We start from the raw sequence: 21,771 nt of genomic DNA on the forward strand, positions 1-21,771 counted from the left end.
CTCGCAGTATGTCGCAGTATCCGACCGGGGCCCAACGCCCCTGGCTATACCCGCCCGGCGATGAACCCCGCCGCCTGGGCCGGGTAGGGCGGGTCCTCGTAGACGTGGTGCGCGTCCCGGTCCCGCCCGCCGACGACGCACACCGGGTCGCCGTCGCTGCACAGGTCGATGGCGCGACCGGCGAACGCCCCGGTGGTCGACAGGGGCGTGTTGAAGCGGTTGCCGGGGTTGCCGAACACCGCCACCGCCGCGATCTTGCTCGCCAGGCCGGGATCCAGTGGGGGTGCCGACCCGAAGTTGCCGATCCGCTGCCCGACCGGCGGTACCCCGGCGAGCATCGAGACCGCGGCCGCGCCCTGCGAGAACCCGCCGAGCACCAGCCGGGTGGACGGGCACCGGTCGACCATCTCGGCGATGTGGTCGCGGGCGTCGTTGGCGCCGTCGGCGGTGGTCAGGAAGTTGTAGCTGGCCGGATAGTTCACCGCGTAGGCGTCGACGTTGCGGTTGCCCAGCGCCGGTTGCAGCGCGGCGAACAGCGCATCGCCCACGGCTCCCAAGCCCGGGGGCTCGGCGGTGCCGCGGGCGAAAATCAGTTGCACGTCCGGACATCCGTCGGCCGCCGCCCACGGCGCCGGGCCGCAAGTGATGGCGACCACCGACAAGGCGACCGCGACGACAATTCCAATGGCCGGGCCAACCACCGGCCACCCACGCAGATTCATACGCCAGATCCTGGCACACCCCCCCGACACCCGCTCCCGGGCCGGCGCTCGCCGTCGCCGGGCTCGGCTCGATCGCCCGACTCCTTACTCGCGCCCTAACGGCGCTCGCCGTCGCCGGGCTAGGCTCGATCGCCCGACTCCTTACTCGCGCCCTAACGGCGCTCGCCGTCGCCGGGCTAGGCTCGATCGCTGTGGCCGAAACCCCGTCCAACCCAGGCGAGCTCGCGCGCCAGGCGGCCGCGGTCATCGGCGAACGGACCGGCGTCGCCGCACACGACGTGGCCATCGTCCTGGGGTCGGGATGGTCGCCGGCGGTCGCCGCGCTGGGCGCCCCGACGGCGGTGCTGCCGCAGGCCGAACTGCCCGGCTTCCGCCCGCCCACCGCGGTCGGGCACACCGGCGAGCTGGTGTCGATGCGTATCGGCGAGCACCGGGTGCTGGTGTTGGTCGGCCGCATCCACGCCTACGAGGGCCACGACCTGTGCCACGTCGTGCACCCGGTCCGGGCGGCCTGCGCGGCCGGGGTGCGCGCGGTGGTGCTCACCAACGCGGCCGGCGGCCTGCGCCCGGACCTTGCCGTCGGCGAACCGGTGCTGATCAGCGACCACCTCAACCTGACCGGGCGGTCCCCGCTGGTCGGCCCGCAGTTCGTCGACCTCACCGACGCCTACTCGCCGCGGCTGCGCGAGCTGGCCCGCCAAGCCGATCCCACGCTGGCCGAGGGCGTCTACGCCGGCCTTCCCGGCCCGCACTACGAGACCCCGGCCGAGATCCGGATGCTGCGCACGCTGGGCGCCGACCTGGTCGGCATGTCGACGGTGCACGAAACCATCGCCGCCCGGGCGGCCGGCGCCGAGGTGCTGGGGGTGTCGCTGGTGACCAACCTGGCCGCCGGCATCAGCGGCGAGCCGCTGAGCCACACCGAGGTGCTGGCCGCCGGCGCCGCCTCGGCCACCCGGATGGGCGCGCTGCTGGCCCTGATCCTCGGCCAACTCCCCCGGTTCTAGGACCGTGACGCCCGAGGAATGGATCGCCCACGATCCCGACCCCCGCACGGCCGCCGAGCTCGCCGCATGCGAAGCCGCAGAACTCACCGCCCGCTTCGCCCGGCCCTTGCGATTCGGCACGGCGGGACTGCGCGGCCCGGTCCGCGCCGGCCCCGACGCGATGAACGTCGCGGTGGTGTCGCGGGCCAGCTGGGCGCTGGCGCAGGTGCTCAAGCGCCGCGGCCCGGCCGGCGCGCGGGTGATCGTGGGACGCGACGCCCGGCACGGCTCCGCGGTATTCGCCACGGTGGCCGCCGAAGTGCTTGCTGCCCAAGGGTTTTCGGTGCTGCTGCTGCCCGGGCCGGTGCCCACCCCGGTGGTCGCGTTCGCGGTGCGGCACACCGGCGCCGCCGCCGGGGTCCAGATCACCGCCTCGCACAACCCGCCGACCGACAACGGCTACAAGGTGTACGACGGCGGCGGCATCCAGATCGTCTCCCCCACCGACCACCAGATCGAAGCCGCGATGGCCGACGCGCCACCGGCCGACGAGATCCGCCGAACACCCGTCCCACCGGCGCACACCGACCTCGTCCAGCGCTACATCGAGCGGGCGGCCGGGGTGCGGCGCGGCACCGGTTCGGCGCGGGTGGCGCTCACCGCTCTGCACGGCGTGGGCGGGACGGTGGCCGTCGACGCTCTGCACCGCGCCGGCTTCGGCCGAATACACACCGTGGCAAGCCAATTCGCGCCCGACCCGGACTTTCCCACCGTCGCGTTCCCCAACCCCGAGGAGCCCGGCGCCACCGACGCGCTGCTGACCCTGGCCGCCGATGTAGACGCCGACGTGGCGATCGCACTGGATCCCGACGCCGACCGCTGCGCCGTCGGCATACCCGACGCCTCCGGCTGGCGGATGCTCTCCGGCGACGAAACCGGTTGGCTGCTCGGCGATTACCTGCTCTCCCAGCCGCAGCGTGCCGACCGACCCGTGGTGGCCAGCACGGTGGTGTCGTCGCGGATGTTGTCGGCCATCGCCGCGCGGCACGGCGCCGTGCACGTCGAAACCCTCACCGGCTTCAAGTGGTTGGCACGCGCCGACGCCGAGGTGCCCGGCGGCACCCTGGTGTACGCCTATGAGGAGGCGATCGGACACTGCGTGGACCCCGCCGCGGTGCGCGACAAGGACGGCATCAGCGCCGCCGTGCTGGTGTGCGACCTGGTGGCCGGCCTGATCGCGCGGGGCGGTTCGGTGTCCGGCCGGCTCGACGAGCTGGCCCGCCGCCACGGCGTGCACGACGTCGCCGCGGTGTCGCGCCGCGTCGGGACCGACGGGGCTGCCGAGCTGATGCGACGGCTGCGCACCAGCCCGCCGGAGACGCTGGCCGGGTTCGGGGTGGCGCTCACCGACATCACCGACGCGCTGATCTTCACCGGCGGCGACGACGACACGTCGGTCAGGCTGGTGGTGCGGCCTTCCGGGACCGAGCCGAAGGTGAAGTGCTACTTGGAGATTCGCTGCGCGCCGAGCGACGACCTGGCGTCTTCGCGGCGGCGCGCCCGCGCCCTGCGGGAGCTTCTGGTCGCGACGGTGCGGAGCTGGTGAACAGGTTCGGCCCGAATTGGCGATCCCCGGCATCGCCGAGGCCGGGCACGATGTAGGCCGCCTTGTTGAGTCCCTTGTCTACCGCGGCGGTGAACACTCGCGCGTCGGGCGCCGTTTCCCCAACCGCCGCAAGACCTTCCGGCGCGGCCACCACACACAGCACGGTGATGTCGGTGGCGCCGCGACGCTGCAACAGCCCCAGGGTGTGCACCATCGAGCCGCCGGTGGCCAGCATCGGGTCCAGCACCATCACCGACCTGCCGGCCAGCTTGTCGGGCAGCGCCGCCAAATACGGGACCGGCCGGTGGGTTTGCTCGTCGCGGGCGACGCCGACGAAGCCCACCTCGGCCTCGGGCAGCGCGGCCTGCGCCGGGTCGACCATGCCCAGCCCGGCGCGCAGCACCGGAACCAGCAGCGGCGGATTGACCAGTCGGGTCCCGACGGCCGCGGCCACCGGGGTGCGGATCCGGACCGACTTGCGCGGCACGTCGCGGCTGGCCTCGTAGACCAGCATCAGCGTCAGATCGCGCAGCGCGGCCCGAAATCCGGCGGTGTCGGTGCGTTCGTCGCGCAGCACCGTCAGCCGGGCCGCGGCCAACGGGTGGTCGATCACGCACACGTCCATCTGGTCGAGCGTATATAACGATCGGGCAAAGCCCCGCTGACACGCTTGCCCGCCGGCCGCAAACGCCTTACCGCCGTTCGTATACTGCGGGCGTGTCGCGCGAAAATCGAAGTCGCAGAAGGCTGATCGGCGGCGCATACCGAAGCCTGCGGCTGCTCGGCGCCATGGCCGCGGTGGCGCTGGCGGCCAGCCCGTTGACACCGCGCACCAGCCTTGCGGCAGCGGCCATTCCGCAACCGTCGCACATCGTGATCGTGGTGGAGGAAAACCGTTCCGAGAGCGGCATCATCGGCAACAAGTCGGCGCCCTTCATCACCGCGCTGGCCGCGTCCGGCGCCAACATGACCCAGTCGTTCGCCGAAACCCACCCCAGCGAGCCCAATTACCTGGCGCTGTTCGCCGGCAACACGTTCGGGGTGACCAAGGACCTGTGCCCGGTCAACGCCGGCGCCGCACCCAACCTGGGGTCCGAATTGCTCGCCGCCGGTTACACATTCGCCGGCTACGCCGAGGGCCTGCCGTCCCCGGGCTCACCGGTGTGCAGTGCGGGCAAGTACGCGCGAAAACATGTGCCGTGGGCCAACTTCACCAACGTGCCGGCGGCGAGCTCGCTGCCGTTCTCGGCGTTCCCGATGGGCAACTACGCCAGCCTGCCGACGGTGTCGTTCGTCATCCCGAACAACGACAACAACATGCACGACGGCTCGATCGCGCAGGCCGACGCCTGGCTGAACCGGCAGCTGTCCGGCTACGCCAATTGGGCGCTGGCCAACAACAGCCTGCTGATCGTCACCTTCGACGAGGACGACAACTCCAACGTCGGAGCCAGCCGCAACCAGATCCCCACGGTGTTCTACGGCGCCCACGTCCGCCCCGGCAACTACGCCGAGCAGATCAACCACTACAACGTGCTTGCCACCGTCGAGCAGATGTACGGGCTGCCCAAGACGGGCTATGCCGCCGGCGCCGCCCCCATCACCGACATCTGGGGCTGAGCGCCAGGTCGCTATTCTGTGCCGCATGGCTGCTGACCTCGTGCCCATCCGCTTGAGCCTGTCCGCCGGCGACCGCTACACGGTGTGGGCGCCGCGTTGGCGTGACTCCGGCGACGAGTGGGAAGCCTTCTTGGGCAAGGACGAGGATCTGTACGTCTTCTCCTCGGTCGCCGACCTGGTGGCCTTCGTGCGGTCGGACGAGGACAACGACCTGACCGACCATCCGGCGTGGACGCGGCTGCGCACGGCGCACGCGCACAAGTTCGAGCCCGCGAAGGACAAGCAGTTCGATCTGGTCGCGGTCGAGGAGCTGGTGTCGGAGAAGCCGACCGAGGAGTCGGTGACCGCGCTGGCCGGCGTCCTGGCCATCGTGTCGTCCATCGGGTCGGTGTGCGAGCTGGCTGCGGTGTCGAAGTTCTTCAACGGCAACCCGGCCCTGGGCACCGTGTCCGGCGGGATCGAGCACTTCACCGGCAAGGCCGGCGCCAAACGCTGGCATGCGATCGCCGAGATCATCGCGCGCGGCTGGGACGACGTGCTCGGCGCGATCGACGACATCGCCACCACCCCCGAAGTCGACGAGACGTTGTCGGCCAAGGCCGAAGACGAGCTGGCCGAGGAGCGCGACGACGAGGAGACCGACGAGACGGACGAGGCCGCCGAGGCGCCGGCCGACGCGACCGAGCCGGACGAGGAGGCCCTCGAGGACGACGAGGCCGACGGCGAACCGGACGACGACGCCGACGAAACCGAGACCCGCGCGGCCGGCGACACCGTGGTGCTCGGCGGCGACAAGGACTTCTGGCTGCAGGTCGGCATCGACCCGATCCGCATCATCACCAGCTCGGGCACCTTCTACACGCTGCGCTGCTACCTGGATGACCAACCGATCTTCCTGGGCCGCAACGGACGCATCAGCGTCTTCACCTCCGAGCGCGCGCTGGCCCGCTACCTGGCCGACGAGCACGACCACGACCTGGCCGACCTGAGCACCTACGACGACATCCGCACCGCCGCCACCGACGGCTCGCTGGAGGTCGAGATCACCGACGACAACATCTATGTGCTCAGCGGGCTGGCCGACGACCTGGCCGACGGGCCGGACGCGGTGGATCGCGACCAACTGGAGCTGGCCGTCGAGGTGCTGCGCGACATCGGTGACTACTCCGAGGATTCCACCGTCGACAAGGCCCTCGAGCCCGGCCGGCCGCTGGGCAAGCTGGTGGCCGCCGTCCTCGAGCCCGGCTCGGTGGCCAAGCCGTCGCCGCCGTATGCCGCGGCGGTGCGCGAGTGGGAGAAGCTGGAGCAATTCGTCGACGGCCGGCTGCGCCGCGAATAGCCCGCTGCGTTTGACGGGCTAGGTTGGGTGTCGTGTCGCTTCCCGGTATCGGCCCGTTGCCCCTCTACGGGTTCCAGCGTCCGGGCATGCTGCTGTTCGGGCTGGTGCCGCTGGCGCTGCTCGCCCTCTACCTCGTGGTGCAGGCCCGCCGCCGGCGCCGCCTGCACCGCTACACCGACGCCCCGGTGGCGCAGTCGCCGTGGCGGCATCTACCGATCGCGGTCTCGCTGCTCAGCCTGGTGTTGCTGACCATCGCGCTGGCCACCCCCACCCACGACATGCGCATCCCGCGCAACCGCGCGGTGATCATGCTGGTCATCGACATGTCGCAGTCCATGCGGGCCACCGACGTCGAACCCAACCGGCTCAAGGCCGCCGAACAGGCGGCCAGCCAGTTCGCCAGCCAGCTGACCCCCGGCATCAACCTCGGGCTGGTCGGCTTCGCCGGCACGCCCTACCTGCTGGTGCCGCCGACCCCGCAACACCAGGCGACCATCGACGCGCTGAAGAAACTGGACTTCGCCGACAGCACCGCCACCGGCGAGGCGATCTTCACCGCGCTGCACGCGATCAGCGCCACCGCGGTCGCCGGCGGCGACACACCGCCGCCGGCCCGCATCGTGCTGCTCTCCGACGGCGGCGAGAACAAGCCGTCCAACCCCAGCGACCCGCACGACGGCGTCTACACCGCGGCGCGCCTGGCCAAGGACGAGGGCGTGCCCATCTCGACGATCACGTTCGGCACCAAGGGCGGCGAGATCGAGATGGACGGGCAGAAGGTGGCCGTCCCCGTCTCGACCGACCAGATGAAGATGGTCGCCAAGCTGTCCGGCGGGCAGTCCTACACCGCCACCAATCTGGGCGAGCTGCAGAAGAGCTACAACGCGATCGAGAACGAGATCGGCTACCGCACGGTGCCGGGACCGGGCAGCGCGGGCTGGCTGCGGCTCGGCGTGCTGACCGCCCTGATCGCGACGGCGCTGGCGTTGCTCATCAACCGGCGCCTGCCCACCTAGCGCGCCAGCACCGCTTGGTCAGGCGGGCAGCCGGCGGTTCAGCAGCAGGCCGGCCAGCACGGCGCCGGCCAGCACGACGGCGCCGAGCAGCATCCACGCCATGCTGGCGTCGCCCTTGACGGTCTCGTAGCCGATCTGGCGCTGCAGCGTCGAGTACACGTTCTTCAGCGAATCCAGGCTGTCGGCGTGGAACGCCTGGCCGTCGGTGATCTCGCAGATCTTCTGCAGAGTCTGGTCGTCCACCGGAACCGGGATGGTGGCGCCCTCGTAGTCGACGGTGCCGTAGGGGGTGCCGAAGGAGATGGTGGAGATCTGCACGCCCTCGGCCTTGGCGGCCCGGGCCGCGGTGAACGCCCCCTGCGGGGCGTTCGGGTCCAGCGGCACGTTCTCGGCGCCGTCGGACTCCAGCACGATCCGCGCCGGCGGCGGGCCCTCGCCGCCGCCCATCACTGACCCGACCGTCGCGATGGCCTGCAACGCGGTGAAAATGCCTTCGCCCGTAGCGGTTTTCGGCGCCGGCTGCAGACTGTCGATGCCCGCCTTGACCGCGGACCGGTTGGTCGTCGGCGGCACCAGCAGCGTGGCGTTGGCGGCGAACTCGACCAGCCCCAGATTGATGGCCGGCGTCAGCTGGTCGGCGAACTGCTTGCCGGCCTCCTTGGCCGCGGCCAGCCGGTTGGGCGGCACATCGGTGGAGGCCATCGACTCCGACACGTCGATCACCAGCATCACCACGGCGCGGTTGAGCGGAATGCGGACGTCGGACGTCGGCCCGGCCATCGCGGTGGTCAGCAGTACCAGCGAGGTCGCCAGCAGGATGGTGGGCACGTGCCGCCACCGGCTCGGGTGGGGCGGCGCGACGCGCTCGAGCACCTCCATGTTGGCGAACCGCAGCACCCGGCGCCGCCGGGCGAATTGCTGCACCACGTACAGGCCGATCACCAGCAGCACGGCCAGCAGGAACAAGAAGAACCAGGCATGCTGAAAGCCCGCCAGCGACACCGGGCCCAGAAGCGGCAACTTCATGTCCAGCCACAGTATTCGTCAAATACCGACCGTGCACATGGCGGCGGCCGTGCGAGCAACGACGCCCAGCCAGGTTGCGTGGCGTTTACCCGCTAAATGTCGGACCCCCCTGCTTTTATGACGTTATGCCTTTCCCCGCAGCGCATCCGCTGGCAGAAAACGTTCCGCGGCGTCTAGATGTGCTCTTCGAGGAGTTGGCGGAGTTGACCGGTCAACGCAATGCGATTGATGGGCGCATCGTGGATATTGTGGCCGAGATCGACCGTGACGAACTGTGCGGAATCACCGGCGCGCGGTCGGTGCCGGCGTTGGTGGCCTGGAAGACCGGCTGCTCGCCGGCAAACGCGCACACGATCGCCACCATCGCGGCCCGGCTGCCGGAGTTCCCGCGTTGCGCCCAGGGCATGCGGGAGGGCTGGCTGTCGCTGGATCAGGTCGGGGTCATCGCGGCGCGGGGCGGGGCGGGATCTGATGAGCATTACGTGGAGTTGGCGCGGGTCGCCACGGTCAGCCAGCTGCGCACCGCGGTCAAGCTGGAACCGCGCCCCGAACCCGAACCGCAGCGTGAGCCCGAGCGCGCGTTCACCAGGACCAGCACCGAGCAGGGCAGTTGCTACCGAATCACACTTGCCCACGACGAGGCGGCGAAGTTTGACGCGGCGTTGCAGTCGCATCTGGATGCGCTGATCGCCGAGTGGGAACACGACCGCGACAACACCGAACGGGTTTTCGATCAGCGACCGCCGTTGCCGGACAGCCTCGATGCGTTCATGCGTCTGGTCGAAACCGGGTGGGACGCAGAGGCGGCTCGCCGCCCGCACGGCCAGCACACCACCGTGGTGATGCATCTCGACATCGCCCAGCGCCTCGCCGCACTGAATCTGGGCCCACTGCTCACCGACGCCGAACGCCAATACCTGACCTGTGATGCCACCTGCGAGGTGTGGTTCGAACGCGACGGTCAGCCCATCGGCGCTGGCCGCACCACCCGGGTGATCAACCGGCGGCTGCGCCGCGCACTCGAGCACCGCCACCCCACCTGCGCGGTGCCCGGCTGCGGGGCCACCCGCGGTCTGCACGCTCATCACCTGCGGCACTGGGAAGACGGCGGACCGACCGAGTTGGCCAACCTGGTGCTGGTCTGCCCCTACCATCACCGGCTGCACCACCGCGGCATCATCACCATCACCGGTCCCGCCGACGCCCTCAGCGTCACCGACAGCGACGGGCAACCACTCAGCGCGGGGTCGCTTGCGCGCCCTCCCAGCCACCCCCCGCCCGCGGTACCACCATGCCCCGGGCCCCTCGGCGAACGCGCCGACTGGTGGTGGTATGACCCCTTTCAGCCCCAACCACCACCCAGTAACAACTGAGCCCAAACAGGCTGGGGCATCAAGAAATTCGTCCGGGTGAGAAACGGATCGAATGCGTTTGCAAGAATTCCGGCGCCGAGAGGTTGAGGTGGCTCTAGCGTAAAGGGCGTGACAACAGCCAACCAAGCCGACGGAACACCGCCGGTCCCAAGGTCCCGCAAGATCCTCTGCACCGTCTATGCCGCGATCGCTCTCGCCGCGCTGATTGCAACATGGAGTAACGGTGGCCCGTACGTCCACAGCGCCGCCGACTTCTTAGGCGCCTTTTGGCGCGATGCCAAGGCCACGTCGGCCTCGCGTTTCGTGGCGGCCGACGCCCTGATGTTGGCCATTAGCGTCGTCATTCTGATGGTCATTGAAGCAACGAAGCACAGCGTGCGATTCGTCTGGGTTTACGTCGTCGGGTCATTCTTCGTTGCCATCAGTGTGATGTTTCCGCTGTTCCTGATCGCCCGCGAGTTGCGCATGGGCACGTCCGAAACGCCGCGCCTCCGCATGACAGATACGACCCTGCTCGCAGTTGTCGGCGTCATGACCGCCGCCCTGACTGTCTGGATCGACATGGGGTGAGGTTTGTTGGGATCGGTAGCAAACCGGCCCCTCTGTAATGGTTTCGATCAGACAATTACCCACAGGGCCGGATTCGCCGTGGGTCGAGGCATCGTCAAGTGAAGGGAGTGTGCACGAGTTCGTAGGTCAGCCGGACTGTAACCCGCCGGCTTCATCCGATCAGCACCGCGTACCGGGGTTTGATCACCTCGTCGATGATGGCCAGCCGCTCGTCGAACGGGATGAAGGCGGACTTCATCGCGTTGATGGTGAACCGTTCCAGATCGCTCCATCCGTAGCCGAAAGCCTGGACCAGCCGGTGCATCTCGCGGCTCATGTAGGTGTCGCTCATCAGCCGATTGTCGGTGTTGACGGTCACCCGGAACCGGGTGCGGGCCAGCAGGTCGAACGGATGGTCGGCGATGCTTTTGACGGCCCCGGTCTGCACGTTGGAGCTGGGGCACAGTTCCAACGGAATTCGCTTGTCCCGCAAGATGTTCGCCAGTCTGCCCAACCGTACCTTGCCCTTGTCGGGGCCGTCGGCCAGCACGTCGATGTCGTCGACGATCCGCACCCCGTGGCCGAGCCGGTCAGCGCCGCAGAACGCGATGGCCTCGTGGATGGACGGCAGGCCGAACGCCTCTCCGGCGTGAATGGTGAAGCGCGCGTTGTGATCTCGCATGTAGTCGAACGCCTCCAGGTGCCGGGTCGGCGGGTTGCCGGCCTCGGCGCCGGCGATGTCGAATCCGACCACTCCCTTGTCCCGCCACTGGATCGCCAGCTCGGCGATCTCCCGGGACACCGCCGCGTGCCGCATGGCGGTCACCAACAGTCGCACCACGATCGGCCGGCCCGCTGCCGCACAAGCCTTCTCGCCGTCGGCGAACCCGGCCAGCACGGCGTCGACGATCTCGTCGAAGGACATGCCGCGGTTGATGTGCAGCTCGGGAGCGAACCGGATCTCGGCGTAGACCACCGAGTCCTCGGCCAGGTCCTCTACGCACTCGTACGCCACCCGGTGCAGCGCCTCGGGGGTCTGCATCACCGCCACGGTGTGCGAGAAAGGCTCCAGGTAGCGCTCCAGCGAGCCGCTGTGCGAGCGGGTGCGAAACCAGGTCGCCAGCTCCTCGACGTCGGTGGCGGGCAGCCCGTCGTAGCCGGTCTGCCCGGCGATGTCCAGCACGGTCGACGGGCGCAGGCCGCCGTCGAGGTGATCGTGCAGCAGGGCCTTGGGCGCCTTGCGGATCTGCTCGAGCTCCAATGGTGCGGTCATGTGACGATCCGATCGATGATCAGCGGTCGCGGCGCCGGCGCGCCGTCGCCGACGTTCCAGCCGCCGTCCAGCTCGGCCAGCGCGGCGCCGAAGCGTTCCGGGGTGTCGGTGTAGAGGGTGAACAGCGGCTCCCCGGCGACGACCGGCTCGCCGGGACGGCGGTGAATCCGGAGGCCGGCGCCGGCTTGCACCCGTTCGCCCGGACGGGATCTTCCCGCGCCGAGCCGCCAAGCCGCCAGCCCCACTGCCATCGCGTCGATATCGCCCATTGTGCCGCCCCGGGGAGCGGTCACGGTCTCGGAGTGCCTACCGATCGGCAAGGGTACCGACAAATCACCGCCCTGAGCGGCGACGAGACGGCGGAACCGGTCCATCGCGGTGCCGTCGCGCAGGGTGTCGGCGGGTTCCCGGTCGCCGACCCCGGCCAGCGCGAGCATCTCGGCGGCCAGCCGCAGCGTCAGCTCGACGACATCGGGCGGCCCGCCCCCGGCCAGCACCTCGAGCGCCTCGGCCACCTCCAACGCGTTGCCGACGGTCGCGCCCAGCGGCCGGTTCATGTCGGTGAGCAGCGCGCGGGTGGGCACCCCGTGCGCGGCGCCCAGCCCGACCATGGTGTGCGCCAGGTCGCGGCACTGCTCCTCGGTCTTCACCAACGCCCCCGAGCCGACCTTCACGTCGAGCACCAGCGCGCCGGCCCCCTCGGCCAGCTTCTTGCTCATCACCGAGCTGGCGATCAGCGGCAGCGATTCCACGGTGGCGGTGATGTCGCGCAGCGCGTACAGCTTGGCGTCGGCCGGGGCCAGGTCACCGGCGGCGAAGATGGCCGCCCCGACCTCGCGCAGCTGCTCACGCACCCGCCGGCTGGGCAGCTGCGCGCTGAACCCGGCGATCGCGTCCAGCTTGTCCAGGGTGCCGCCGGTGTGGCCGAGCCCACGGCCCGAGGCCTGCGGCACCGCCGCCCCGCAGGCGGCGACGACCGGCACCAGCGGCAGGGTGATCTTGTCGCCGACCCCGCCGGTGGAGTGCTTGTCCACCGTCGGCACACCCAGGTCGGAGAAGTCCAGCCGGTCGCCGGAGGCCAGCATCGCCGACGTCCAGGCGGCGGTCTCGCCGCCGTCCATGCCGCGCACCAGGATCGCCATCAACAGGGCCGCCATCTGCTCCTCGGCCACCAGGCCGCGGGTGTAGGCGTCGATCACCCAGTCGATGGCGGCGTCGGACAGCCGGCCGCCGTCGCGCTTGGTCCTGATCACCGTGGGCGCGTCGAACCCGGGCCGCATCAGTCCCGCCCGGCGGCCAGCTGGTCGGGGCCGAACGCGTCCGGCAGCAGCTCGCCGAGCCGGCGCGGCCCGCCCGGATGGTCGATCAGCAGCTCGGGGCCGCCGTGTTCGGCCAGCACCTGGCGGCACCGCCCGCACGGCGTCAGCACCGATCCGCGCCCGTCCACGCACGCCAGCGCGACCAGCCGGCCGCCGCCGCTCGCATACAGGGCGCACACCACCGCGCACTCGGCGCAGAGACCAAGGCCATATGAGATGTTCTCCACATTGCAACCGGTCACCACCCGCCCGTCGTCGACCAGCCCGGCCGCGCCCACCCGGAACCGCGAGTACGGCGCATAGGCGCCCGCGGACACATCGATTGCCTTGTCCCGCAGTGCATTCCAGTCAATGTCCGGCATAACGAAACCCCGCTCAGCCACGGCCTGTACCGACAGTCACCCTAGCCGGAAACCGGCATTTCGCTTGACGGACATCGGCGCGGGGCGCGCCGGGTGCGAGCTAAGCTCAAGTGCCCGGCGTGACCGTCGCAAGCAAGAAGGTCGGAAGAAGGCGGTGAGGGGTGACACAGGGGTGACAACACAACCGACAACCGCGGATCCGGCGACACCGGTATCGGCTCCCGCGCGCAAACGCAGGCCACCACGCACCCTGTACCGGGGTGACCCCGGCATGTGGTCGTGGGTGCTGCACCGGATCAGCGGCGCGACGATCTTCTTTTTCCTGTTCGTGCACGTCCTGGACGCCGCGATGCTGCGGGTCAGCCCGCAGACCTACAACGCGGTGATCCACGACTACCAGATGCCGATCGTCGGGGTGATGGAGTACGGCCTGATCGCCGCGGTGCTCTTCCACGGGCTGAACGGCATCCGGGTGATCCTGATCGACTTCTGGTCCGAAGGCCCGCGCCACCAGCGGCTGATGTTCTGGATCGTCGGCGTGGCGTTCCTGCTGCTGATGGTCCCGGCCGGCGTGGTGACCGTCATCCACATGCTGGGGCACTTCCGATGAGCACCCCCGACCTGCAGCTCGGCCCGGGCCAGATCGCCCCGGTCAAACAGCGCTTCTACGACCGCCCGGCCAGCCTGGACAATCCCCGCTCCCCGCGGCGCCGCGCCGGCATCCCCAACTTCGAGAAGTTCGCCTGGCTGTTCATGCGGTTCTCCGGCGTCGCGCTGTTCGTGCTGGCGATCGGCCACCTGTTCATCATGCTGATGTGGGACGACGGCGTGTACCGCATCGACTTCAACTACGTGGCGCAGCGCTGGGCGTCGCCGTTCTGGCAGTTCTGGGATCTGGCGCTGCTGTGGCTGGCCCAGCTGCACGGCGGCAACGGGCTGCGCACCATCATCGACGACTACAGCCGCAAGGACAGCACCCGGTTCTGGCTGAACAGCCTGCTGCTGCTGTCGATGGGCTTCACCCTGGTGCTGGGCACCTACGTGCTGCTGACCTTCGACCCGAACATCTCGGGATAGGCGAGTCATGATCCAACAACATCGATACGACGTGGTGATCGTCGGCGCCGGCGGTGCCGGGATGCGCGCGGCCGTGGAAGCCGGCCCGCGGGTGCGCACCGCGGTGCTGACCAAGCTCTACCCCACCCGCAGCCACACCGGGGCGGCCCAGGGCGGCATGTGCGCGGCGCTGGCCAACGTCGAGGAAGACAACTGGGAATGGCACACCTTCGACACCGTCAAGGGCGGCGACTACCTCGCCGACCAGGACGCGGTGGAGATCATGTGCAAGGAAGCCATCGACGCGGTGCTCGACCTGGAGAAGATGGGGATGCCGTTCAACCGCACCCCCGAGGGCCGCATCGACCAGCGCCGCTTCGGCGGCCACACCCGCGACCACGGCAAGGCCCCGGTGCGCCGGGCCTGTTACGCCGCCGACCGCACCGGCCACATGATCCTGCAGACGCTCTACCAGAACTGTGTGCGGCACGACGTGCAGTTCTTCAACGAGTTCTACGCGCTGGACCTGGTTTTGACGCAGACGCCCAGCGGCCCGGTGGCCAGCGGCGTGGTGGCCTACGAGCTGGCCACCGGCGACATCCACGTCTTTCACGCCAAGGCCGTCGTGCTCGCCACCGGCGGGTCTGGCCGGATGTACAAGACCACCTCCAACGCGCACACCCTGACCGGCGACGGCATCGGCATCGTCTTCCGCAAGGGACTTCCCTTGGAGGACATGGAGTTTCACCAGTTCCACCCGACCGGCCTGGCCGGATTGGGGATTCTGATCTCCGAGGCGGTGCGCGGCGAGGGCGGCCGGCTGCTCAACGGCGAGGGCGAGCGGTTCATGGAGCGCTACGCCCCCACCATCGTCGACCTGGCGCCGCGCGACATCGTCGCGCGCTCAATGGTTTTGGAGGTGCTGGAGGGCCGCGGCGCCGGACCGCACAAGGACTACGTCTACATCGACGTGCGCCACCTCGGCGAGGACGTGCTGGAGTCCAAGCTGCCCGACATCACCGAGTTCGCCCGCACCTACCTGGGCGTGGACCCGGTGCACGAGCTGGTGCCGGTGTACCCGACGTGCCACTACGTGATGGGCGGCATCCCCACCACGGTCACCGGACAAGTGTTGCGGGACAACACCTCCACCGTGCCGGGCCTGTACGCGGCCGGCGAGTGCGCATGCGTGTCGGTGCACGGCGCCAACCGGCTGGGCACCAATTCGCTGCTGGACATCAACGTGTTCGGCCGCCGGGCCGGCATCGCCGCGGCCAACTACGCCCGGGGCCACGACTTCGTGGACATGCCGCCGGACCCGGCGGCGATGGTGGTGCGCTGGGTCGCCGACATCCTCTCCGAACACGGCAACGAGCGGGTCGCCGACATCCGCGGCACGCTGCAGCAGTCGATGGACAACAATGCGGCGGTGTTCCGCACCGAGGAGACGCTCAAGCAGGCGCTGACGGACATCCACGCGTGCAAGGAGCGGTACTCGCGAATCCGCATCCACGACAAGGGAAAACGATTCAACAGCGACCTGCTGGAAGCCATCGAGCTGGGCTTCCTGCTGGAGCTGGCCGAGGTCACCGTGGTGGGGGCGCTCAACCGCAAGGAGTCCCGCGGCGGCCACGCCCGCGAGGACTATCCCAACCGGGACGACGTCAACTACATGCGCCACACCATGGCCTACAAGCAGGGCACCGATCTGCTGAGCGACATCGCGCTGGACTTCAAGCCGGTGGTGCAGACGCGCTACGAACCCAAGGAACGGAAGTACTGAATGTCTGTCGAGCCGGACGTCGAAACCTTGGAACCGCCGCTGCCGCCGGTTCCCGACGAAGCGGTGATGGTGACCGTCAAGATCGCCCGGTTCAACCCCGACCAGCCCGACGCGTATGCGGAAACCGGTGGCTGGCAAAGCTTTCGGGTGCCGTGCCTGCCCAGTGACCGGATGCTCAACCTGCTGATCTACATCAAGAGCTACCTGGACGGGACGCTGACCTTCCGGCGTTCCTGCGCGCACGGGGTGTGCGGCTCGGACGCCATGCGCATCAACGGCGTCAACCGGCTGGCGTGCAAGGTGCTGATGCGCGATCTGCTGCCCGAGCCCAAGAAGGGCAAGCCGGGCAAGCCGCTGACCATCACGGTCGAGCCGATCCGCGGGCTGCCGGTGGAAAAGGACCTGGTGGTCGACATGGAGCCGTTCTTCGACGCCTACCGCGCGGTCAAGCCGTACCTGATCACCACCGGCAATCCGCCCACCCGCGAGCGCATCCAGAGTCCGGCCGACCGGGCCCGCTACGACGACACCACCAAGTGCATCCTGTGCGCGGCATGCACCACCAGCTGCCCGATCTTCTGGCACGAGGGCAGCTACTACGGCCCGGCCGCGATCGTCAACGCGCACCGGTTCATCTTCGACAGCCGCGACGAGGGCGCCGCCGAGCGGCTGGACATCCTCAACGAGGTCGACGGGGTGTGGCGCTGCCGCACCACGTTCAACTGCACCGACGCCTGCCCGCGCGGCATCGAGGTGACCAAGGCCATCCAAGAGGTCAAGCGCGCCATCATGTTCTCCCGCTGATCGCTCGAGCTTTTGCCCCCTTCTGCCCGCGAACGTCCCCTTCTGCCCGCGAACGTCACGTTTTGCCCGCGGGCGTCACGTTTTGCCCGCGAGCGTCACGCCAGCGTGGCAGTCGACGCCGGGCGTCACGCCAGCGTGGTAGTCGACGCCGGGCGTCACGCCAGCGTGGCAGTCGACGCCGGGCGTCACGCCAGCGTGGCAGTCGACGCCGAGCGTCACGCCAGCGTGGTAGTCGACGCCGGGCGTCACGCCAGCGTGGCAGTCGACGCCGGGCGTCACGCCAGCGTGACGCCCGCGCCGCGGCCAGAAGGTTCCAGGGGCCGTCACACATCGCGGGCCTGCCTCGTCTGATCGGTATGACACAGAAAACTCGCATCGAACCCCTGCCCCCTCAGCGCGCCGGGCTGCTGACCCGGGCCATGTACCGGATCGCCAAGCGGCGCTACGGCCAGGTTCCCGAACCGTTCACCGTCGCCGCGCATCACCGCAAGCTGATGGTCGCCAGCGCCGTGCACGAAACCCTGGTCGACCGGGCGTCCAAGACGCTGCCGGCCAGCGTGCGCGAGCTCGCGGTGTACTGGACCGCCCGCCAGATCGGCTGCTCGTGGTGCGTCGACTTCGGGTCCATGCTGCAGCGCCTCGACGGCCTGGACATCCAGCGGCTCACCGAGATCGACGACTACGCCACCTCACCGGCGTTCACCGACGACGAGCGCGCCGCCATCGCCTACGCCGCCGCGATCACCACCGACCCGCACACTGTCACCGACGAGCAGGTCGACGATCTGCGCGCCCGGTTCGGCGATGCGGGCACCTTCGAGCTGACCTATCAGATCGGGCTGGAGAACATGCGGGCGCGGGTGAATGCGGCGCTGGGCATCACCGAGCAGGGCTTCAATTCCGGTGACGCGTGCCGCATCCCGTGGGCCACGGGCGACACGGAAACTAGCGACCCAGCGGCGAACCGGTGAACTTGTCCGGATTGGCGATATCCCAGAGCGCGCAGACCTTTCCCTCGCGCACCGTCATCGCCATGATCCGCGGGCACATCTCCCGATAGCCGTCACCGCCCGGCAGGCCCGCCGTGTAGATGCCCAGCTCGCCGTTGACCAGCCCCAGCTGGTAGGCGGAATAGAAGCCGGGGCCGTAGCGGCGGGCCAGGCCGAGCATGAACCGCACCACCTTGTCCGCGCGGTGGATGACCTGAACGGCGGTGGGCGCCTTGCCATTCGAGTCGCCGGTGAACATCACGTCGGGGTGCAGCAGCGCCACCACGGCCTCCAGGTCGCCGGCGGCCATGGCGGCCATCAGCTGTCCCACCACCTCGTCGTGCGACGGGTCGGGCTCAGGCGGCGGCTGCGCGCTGACGACCTTGCGCGCCCGCGACGCCAGCTGCCGGGCGGCGGCCTCGCTGGTGCCCAGCACCTCGGCCACCTCCGAGAACGGCACGGCGAACCCGTCGTGCAGCACGAACGCCACCCGCTGATCGGGCGACAACCGCTCCAGCACCACCATCGCCGCGAACCGGGCGTCCTCGCCGGCCACCACGGCGGCCAGCGGATCGGCGCCGGAATGCGGGCCCAACCCGGTGACCACCGGCTCGGGCAGCCAGTTGCCGGTGTAGGTCTCGCGGCGGTGCGTGGCCGAGCGCAACCTGTCCAGGCCCAGCCTGCTGACCACCGTGGTCAGCCACGCTCGCAGATCGGTGATGGCGCCGTCCTGCCCGTGCCAGCGCAGCCACGCGTCCTGGACGATGTCCTCGGCGTCGGCGACCGTACCGGTCAGCCGGTAGGCGACCGACATGAGATGGGGCCGCAGCGACTCGAACTCGCTGACCTGCTGCGCGGAGGTCATGAAGCGAGCGTAGGCCATCGGGCCGGGCGTTAGGCTCACCAACGACATGACGGATCACCTCTGGCTGCACTTCGCCCGGCACGGCCCGGGCATCACGCCGCCGATCATCACCCGCGGCCACGGCGTCACCATCTACGACGACCGCGGCAACAGCTACCTCGACGGCCTGTCCGGGCTGTTCACCGTGCAGGTCGGCCACGGCCGCGCCGAACTCGCCGAGGCCGCCGCCCGGCAGGCGGGCACGCTGGCGTTCTTCCCGCTGTGGGGGTACGCCACGCCGCCCGCGATCGAGCTCGCCGAGCGGCTGGCCGGCTACGCCCCCGGCGATTTGAACCGGGTGTTCTTCACCACCGGAGGCACCGAGGCCGTCGAGACGGCGTGGAAGCTGGCCAAGCAGTACTTCAAGCTCACCGGCAAACCCGGTAAGCACAAAGTGATTTCGCGCGCGGTCGCCTACCACGGCACCACCCAGGGCGCGCTGGCGATCACCGGCCTGCCGCGCTACAAGGCGCCGTTCGAGCCGGTGACGCCCGGCGGGTTCCGGGTGCCCAACACCAACTTCTACCGGGCACCCGAAGCATTCGCCAACGACCCCAAGGGTTTTGGGCTGTGGGCGGCGGACCGGATCGCCGAGGCGATCGAGTTCGAGGGCCCCGACACCGTGGCCGCGGTGTTCGTCGAACCGGTGCAGAACGCGGGCGGCAGCATCCCGCCGCCCCCAGGCTATTTCGAGCGGGTCCGCGAAATCTGCGACCGCTACGACGTGCTGCTGGTCTCCGACGAGGTGATCTGCGCGTTCGGCCGGATCGGCTCGATGTTCGCCTGTGCCGACTTCGGCTATGTGCCCGACATGATCACCTGCGCCAAGGGCATGACGTCGGGCTACTCGCCGATCGGCGCGATGATCGCCAGCGAGAGGTTGTTCGAGCCGTTCGCCGACGGCGACACCATGTTCCCGCACGGCTATACCTTTGGCGGCCACCCGGTTTCGGCGGCGGTCGGGCTGGTCAACCTCGACATCTTCGAGCGCGAGGGGCTCAACGACCGGGTCAGGACCCTGGCGCCGACATTCCGCGCCACTCTGGAAAAGCTGTACGACCTGCCCATCGTCGGCGACGTCCGCGGCGAGGGCTTCTTCTACGGCGTGGAACTGGTCAAGGATCGGGCCACCAAGCAGACCTTCACCGATTCCGAACGCCGCGCGCTGCTGGGACGGGTCGGTGCCGCGCTGTTCGAGGCCGGATTGTATTGCCGTACCGACGATCGCGGCGATTCCGTCATCCAGCTGGCGCCGCCGCTGATCAGCGGTCAGGCCGAGTTCGACACCATCGAGGCGGCGCTGCGCGGCGTGCTCAGCGACGAGTGCCGCCGGCTGTAGCCAGCACCCGCTTGACCTCGTAGGCGGCCAACAGCACCTCGCGGGAATGCGCCGCCGACGGGCTGTTCGCGATCCGCGATTGCGCGTTGCACAGCCAGGTGAGCGCCGAGCGCAGGTCGCCCTCGGGGGCGGCGTCGCGGTGCACCTTCAGCTCGGTGAGCATCCGGTCCTGGCCGGGGCCGCGCACCTGGGTTCCCTTCTCCACCTGCTTGAGCAGCTGTTCCAACGATCGCGGGCCGTCGCCGCCGCGCCGCCATCGGGACCAGAACCGCTCGTTGGAAATGGCACATCCCTCGGGATTCGGGGCGGCCGATCGGCTTCGGACTCGCCGCGCGCCCAGCCTAACCCGCGCCCGCCGCGGCCGCTGAGTAACTTCCGCCTCAGCAGTCACAGCGCGGCTCCCCGGATTCGGGCCCCCGATCGCTTACTGTGCACAGACGATGTCAACTTCAGGGGCCCTGGTACGTTCCGCATCATGCCTGGCAGCGGCGCTTTTCCTGGCGGCCGCGCCGGCGGTTTCGGGCACGGCGTCGCCGCTGGGACGGGCCGAGCCCGGCGCCGAACCCAATGCCGCGCCGACGAACTGCCCGTACAAGGTGAACACCCCGCCGGCCGTGGATTCCTCGGAGGTCCCCACCGCCGGTGACCCCCCGACGCCGCTGGCGGTGCCCGCCAAGCCGGTCGGCGGCGACGCCCTGGGCAGCTGCGGCATCGTCGCCGCGCCCAACACGCCGCCGCTGCCCGGCGACGTGTCCGCCGAGGCCTGGCTGGTGGCCGACCTGGACAGCGGCGCGGTCATCGCCGCCAAGGACCCGCACGGCCGGCACCGCCCGGCCAGCATCATCAAGGTGCTGGTCGCGATGGCCGCCATCAACACGCTCAACCTGAACAAGGCGGTGCCCGGCACCGCCGACGACGCGGCCGCCGAGGGCACCAAGGTGGGCGTCGAGGAGGGCGGCGTGTTCACCGTCAACCAGCTGCTGCACGGGCTGCTGATGCACTCCGGCAACGACGCCGCGCACGCGCTGGCCATGCAGCTGGGCGGCATGCAGCAGGCGCTGGAGAAGATCAACGTGCTGGCAGCCAAGCTGGGCGGGCAGGACACCCGGGTGGCCACGCCGTCGGGTCTGGACGCGCCGGGCATGAGCACCTCGGCCTACGACATCGGGCTGTTCTACCGCTACGCCTGGCAGAACCCGACCTTCGCCGACATCGTCGCGACCCGCACCTTCGACTTCCCCGGCCACGGCGACCACCCGGGCTACGAGCTGGAGAACGACAACCAGCTGCTCTACAAGTATCCGGGCGCGCTGGGCGGCAAGACCGGCTACACCGACGACGCGGGCCAGACGTTCGTGGGCGCGGCCAATCACGACGGGCGGCGGCTGGTGGCGGTGCTGCTGCACGGGACGCGGCAGCCGATCGCGCCCTGGGAGCAGGCCGCGCACCTGCTGGACTACGGGTTCGCCACACCGCAGGGCACCCAGGTCGGCTCGCTGATCGCGCCCGACCCGTCGCTGGCGCCGGCCAAGCGCGACGGCGCCGCCGACCGGCTGGCCGGCAACGCCGCGGCCGCCGGGATGATCTCCTCGGCCGACGCGCTCCCGGTCCGGGTGGGGGTGGCGGTGATCGGCACCATCGTGGTGTTCACACTGATCATGATGGCCCGCTCGATGAACCGCCGACCCCAGCACCGCTGAGCACC

Annotated in this window: 22 protein-coding genes and 1 pseudogene; 14 read left to right on the plus strand and 9 right to left on the minus strand. The window is 69.8% G+C overall.

What is annotated here, in order from left to right; translation table 11 throughout:
* Positions 1–44 precede the first annotated feature (44 nt).
* On the minus strand, positions 45–662 hold the full coding sequence (locus NF20_RS16530) for a cutinase family protein (protein ID WP_179295698.1): 618 nt from the start codon (positions 660–662) through the stop codon (positions 45–47).
* Between the two features lie 251 nt (positions 663–913).
* Between NF20_RS16530 and NF20_RS16535 the strand changes: the two genes are divergently transcribed.
* A complete protein-coding gene (locus NF20_RS16535; RefSeq protein ID WP_009978811.1) occupies positions 914–1,729 on the plus strand; it encodes a purine-nucleoside phosphorylase in 816 nt (271 codons plus the stop codon).
* Positions 1,730–1,733: 4 nt separating this feature from the next.
* Complete coding sequence (locus NF20_RS16540; RefSeq protein ID WP_009978812.1) at positions 1,734–3,314, plus strand: phospho-sugar mutase; 1,581 nt, start codon at positions 1,734–1,736, stop codon at positions 3,312–3,314.
* A gap of 7 nt (positions 3,315–3,321) precedes the next feature.
* Here the strand turns inward: NF20_RS16540 and upp are convergent.
* A pseudogene (gene upp / locus NF20_RS26495) lies at positions 3,322–3,939 on the minus strand (uracil phosphoribosyltransferase); the annotation flags it as partial.
* 164 nt (positions 3,940–4,103) lie between these two features.
* Here upp and NF20_RS16550 point away from each other — a divergent pair.
* The 3 genes from NF20_RS16550 to NF20_RS16560 are packed head-to-tail and all read left to right on the plus strand — an operon-like array spanning position 4,104 to position 7,289.
* The gene (locus NF20_RS16550; RefSeq protein WP_009978816.1) at positions 4,104–4,934 is read left to right on the plus strand and encodes an alkaline phosphatase family protein; all 831 of its coding nucleotides are present in this window, start codon (positions 4,104–4,106) and stop codon (positions 4,932–4,934) included.
* 25 nt (positions 4,935–4,959) lie between these two features.
* Entirely contained in the window at positions 4,960–6,273 is a 1,314-nt protein-coding gene (locus tag NF20_RS16555) for a hypothetical protein (protein ID WP_023860885.1), read from the plus strand.
* Positions 6,274–6,305: 32 nt separating this feature from the next.
* Positions 6,306–7,289: a VWA domain-containing protein gene (locus NF20_RS16560; RefSeq protein WP_003878991.1), complete on the plus strand. Its 984-nt coding sequence runs from the start codon at positions 6,306–6,308 to the stop codon at positions 7,287–7,289.
* A gap of 18 nt (positions 7,290–7,307) precedes the next feature.
* On the opposite strand, the gene NF20_RS16565 is transcribed toward NF20_RS16560, so the two are convergent.
* On the minus strand, positions 7,308–8,315 hold the full coding sequence (locus NF20_RS16565; protein WP_009978819.1) for a VWA domain-containing protein: 1,008 nt from the start codon (positions 8,313–8,315) through the stop codon (positions 7,308–7,310).
* Between the two features lie 125 nt (positions 8,316–8,440).
* On the opposite strand from NF20_RS16565, the gene NF20_RS16570 reads away from it, so the two are divergent.
* Both NF20_RS16570 and NF20_RS16575 read left to right on the plus strand, forming a co-directional pair.
* On the plus strand, positions 8,441–9,688 hold the full coding sequence (locus tag NF20_RS16570; protein WP_050593695.1) for an HNH endonuclease signature motif containing protein: 1,248 nt from the start codon (positions 8,441–8,443) through the stop codon (positions 9,686–9,688).
* A gap of 108 nt (positions 9,689–9,796) precedes the next feature.
* On the plus strand, positions 9,797–10,258 hold the full coding sequence (locus tag NF20_RS16575; protein WP_019733602.1) for a DUF2834 domain-containing protein: 462 nt from the start codon (positions 9,797–9,799) through the stop codon (positions 10,256–10,258).
* Between the two features lie 151 nt (positions 10,259–10,409).
* Here NF20_RS16575 and NF20_RS16580 read toward each other — a convergent pair whose 3' ends face one another.
* The 3 genes from NF20_RS16580 to NF20_RS16590 are packed head-to-tail and all read right to left on the minus strand — an operon-like array spanning position 10,410 to position 13,191.
* Positions 10,410–11,510 (minus strand): adenosine deaminase, encoded by a 1,101-nt coding sequence (locus NF20_RS16580; protein ID WP_033711571.1) that lies wholly within the window; start codon positions 11,508–11,510, stop codon positions 10,410–10,412.
* Positions 11,507–12,790, minus strand: a complete 1,284-nt coding sequence (locus NF20_RS16585; RefSeq protein ID WP_033711569.1) for a thymidine phosphorylase — start codon at positions 12,788–12,790, stop codon at positions 11,507–11,509. Before NF20_RS16585 ends, NF20_RS16580 begins: the two co-directional genes overlap by 4 nt.
* Entirely contained in the window at positions 12,790–13,191 is a 402-nt protein-coding gene (locus tag NF20_RS16590) for a cytidine deaminase (RefSeq protein ID WP_003874481.1), read from the minus strand. Before NF20_RS16590 ends, NF20_RS16585 begins: the two co-directional genes overlap by 1 nt.
* A gap of 271 nt (positions 13,192–13,462) precedes the next feature.
* Between NF20_RS16590 and sdhC the strand changes: the two genes are divergently transcribed.
* The 4 genes from sdhC to NF20_RS16610 are packed head-to-tail and all read left to right on the plus strand — an operon-like array spanning position 13,463 to position 16,834.
* Positions 13,463–13,801, plus strand: coding sequence for a succinate dehydrogenase, cytochrome b556 subunit (sdhC, locus tag NF20_RS16595; RefSeq protein WP_033711568.1), 339 nt, complete (start codon positions 13,463–13,465; stop codon positions 13,799–13,801).
* Positions 13,798–14,268 (plus strand): succinate dehydrogenase hydrophobic membrane anchor subunit, encoded by a 471-nt coding sequence (locus NF20_RS16600; RefSeq protein ID WP_009978825.1) that lies wholly within the window; start codon positions 13,798–13,800, stop codon positions 14,266–14,268. Before sdhC ends, NF20_RS16600 begins: the two co-directional genes overlap by 4 nt.
* Positions 14,269–14,275: 7 nt before the next feature.
* Positions 14,276–16,030: a succinate dehydrogenase flavoprotein subunit gene (gene sdhA, locus NF20_RS16605; RefSeq protein WP_003874478.1), complete on the plus strand. Its 1,755-nt coding sequence runs from the start codon at positions 14,276–14,278 to the stop codon at positions 16,028–16,030.
* Complete coding sequence (locus NF20_RS16610) at positions 16,031–16,834, plus strand: succinate dehydrogenase iron-sulfur subunit (protein WP_009978827.1); 804 nt, start codon at positions 16,031–16,033, stop codon at positions 16,832–16,834. It abuts the gene before it with no gap.
* A 75-nt stretch (positions 16,835–16,909) separates the two neighbouring features.
* Here NF20_RS16610 and NF20_RS27285 read toward each other — a convergent pair whose 3' ends face one another.
* Positions 16,910–17,113, minus strand: coding sequence for a hypothetical protein (locus tag NF20_RS27285; protein ID WP_095884727.1), 204 nt, complete (start codon positions 17,111–17,113; stop codon positions 16,910–16,912).
* 77 nt (positions 17,114–17,190) lie between these two features.
* Here NF20_RS27285 and NF20_RS16615 point away from each other — a divergent pair, with 77 nt between their 5' ends.
* Positions 17,191–17,805 (plus strand): carboxymuconolactone decarboxylase family protein, encoded by a 615-nt coding sequence (locus NF20_RS16615; protein WP_023870652.1) that lies wholly within the window; start codon positions 17,191–17,193, stop codon positions 17,803–17,805.
* Here NF20_RS16615 and NF20_RS16620 read toward each other — a convergent pair.
* Entirely contained in the window at positions 17,780–18,688 is a 909-nt protein-coding gene (locus NF20_RS16620) for a sigma-70 family RNA polymerase sigma factor (RefSeq protein WP_033711585.1), read from the minus strand. The two genes, NF20_RS16615 and NF20_RS16620, sit on opposite strands and share 26 nt — an antisense overlap.
* A gap of 46 nt (positions 18,689–18,734) precedes the next feature.
* Here NF20_RS16620 and NF20_RS16625 point away from each other — a divergent pair, with 46 nt between their 5' ends.
* Entirely contained in the window at positions 18,735–20,066 is a 1,332-nt protein-coding gene (locus NF20_RS16625) for an aspartate aminotransferase family protein (protein ID WP_009978831.1), read from the plus strand.
* On the opposite strand, the gene NF20_RS16630 is transcribed toward NF20_RS16625, so the two are convergent.
* A complete protein-coding gene (locus tag NF20_RS16630; protein WP_003874473.1) occupies positions 20,041–20,292 on the minus strand; it encodes a hypothetical protein in 252 nt (83 codons plus the stop codon). The genes NF20_RS16625 and NF20_RS16630 overlap by 26 nt on opposite strands.
* 214 nt (positions 20,293–20,506) lie before the next feature.
* On the opposite strand from NF20_RS16630, the gene NF20_RS16635 reads away from it, so the two are divergent.
* On the plus strand, positions 20,507–21,766 hold the full coding sequence (locus tag NF20_RS16635; protein ID WP_023864892.1) for a D-alanyl-D-alanine carboxypeptidase family protein: 1,260 nt from the start codon (positions 20,507–20,509) through the stop codon (positions 21,764–21,766).
* Positions 21,767–21,771 lie beyond the last annotated feature (5 nt).

It is taken from the genome of Mycobacterium sp. MAC_080597_8934, assembly GCF_000523975.1.
In the GTDB taxonomy this organism is placed as follows: domain Bacteria; phylum Actinomycetota; class Actinomycetes; order Mycobacteriales; family Mycobacteriaceae; genus Mycobacterium; species Mycobacterium avium.

What these genes read in the sequence shown, in the direction of transcription:
- NF20_RS16620 (WP_033711585.1), bottom strand. Translation starts at nt 18,688, where the DNA reads ATGACCTCCGCGCAGCAGGTCAGCGAGTTCGAGTCGCTGCGGCCCCAT.
- sdhA (WP_003874478.1), top strand. Translation starts at nt 14,276, where the DNA reads ATGATCCAACAACATCGATACGACGTGGTGATCGTCGGCGCCGGCGGT.
- NF20_RS16610 (WP_009978827.1), top strand. Translation starts at nt 16,031, where the DNA reads ATGTCTGTCGAGCCGGACGTCGAAACCTTGGAACCGCCGCTGCCGCCG.
- NF20_RS16625 (WP_009978831.1), top strand. Translation starts at nt 18,735, where the DNA reads ATGACGGATCACCTCTGGCTGCACTTCGCCCGGCACGGCCCGGGCATC.
- NF20_RS16570 (WP_050593695.1), top strand. Translation starts at nt 8,441, where the DNA reads ATGCCTTTCCCCGCAGCGCATCCGCTGGCAGAAAACGTTCCGCGGCGT.
- NF20_RS16550 (WP_009978816.1), top strand. Translation starts at nt 4,104, where the DNA reads ATGGCCGCGGTGGCGCTGGCGGCCAGCCCGTTGACACCGCGCACCAGC.
- NF20_RS16635 (WP_023864892.1), top strand. Translation starts at nt 20,507, where the DNA reads ATGTCAACTTCAGGGGCCCTGGTACGTTCCGCATCATGCCTGGCAGCG.
- sdhC (WP_033711568.1), top strand. Translation starts at nt 13,463, where the DNA reads ATGTGGTCGTGGGTGCTGCACCGGATCAGCGGCGCGACGATCTTCTTT.
- NF20_RS16590 (WP_003874481.1), bottom strand. Translation starts at nt 13,191, where the DNA reads ATGCCGGACATTGACTGGAATGCACTGCGGGACAAGGCAATCGATGTG.
- NF20_RS16555 (WP_023860885.1), top strand. Translation starts at nt 4,960, where the DNA reads ATGGCTGCTGACCTCGTGCCCATCCGCTTGAGCCTGTCCGCCGGCGAC.
- NF20_RS16600 (WP_009978825.1), top strand. Translation starts at nt 13,798, where the DNA reads ATGAGCACCCCCGACCTGCAGCTCGGCCCGGGCCAGATCGCCCCGGTC.
- NF20_RS16615 (WP_023870652.1), top strand. Translation starts at nt 17,191, where the DNA reads ATGACACAGAAAACTCGCATCGAACCCCTGCCCCCTCAGCGCGCCGGG.
- NF20_RS16585 (WP_033711569.1), bottom strand. Translation starts at nt 12,790, where the DNA reads ATGCGGCCCGGGTTCGACGCGCCCACGGTGATCAGGACCAAGCGCGAC.
- NF20_RS16580 (WP_033711571.1), bottom strand. Translation starts at nt 11,510, where the DNA reads ATGACCGCACCATTGGAGCTCGAGCAGATCCGCAAGGCGCCCAAGGCC.
- NF20_RS16565 (WP_009978819.1), bottom strand. Translation starts at nt 8,315, where the DNA reads ATGAAGTTGCCGCTTCTGGGCCCGGTGTCGCTGGCGGGCTTTCAGCAT.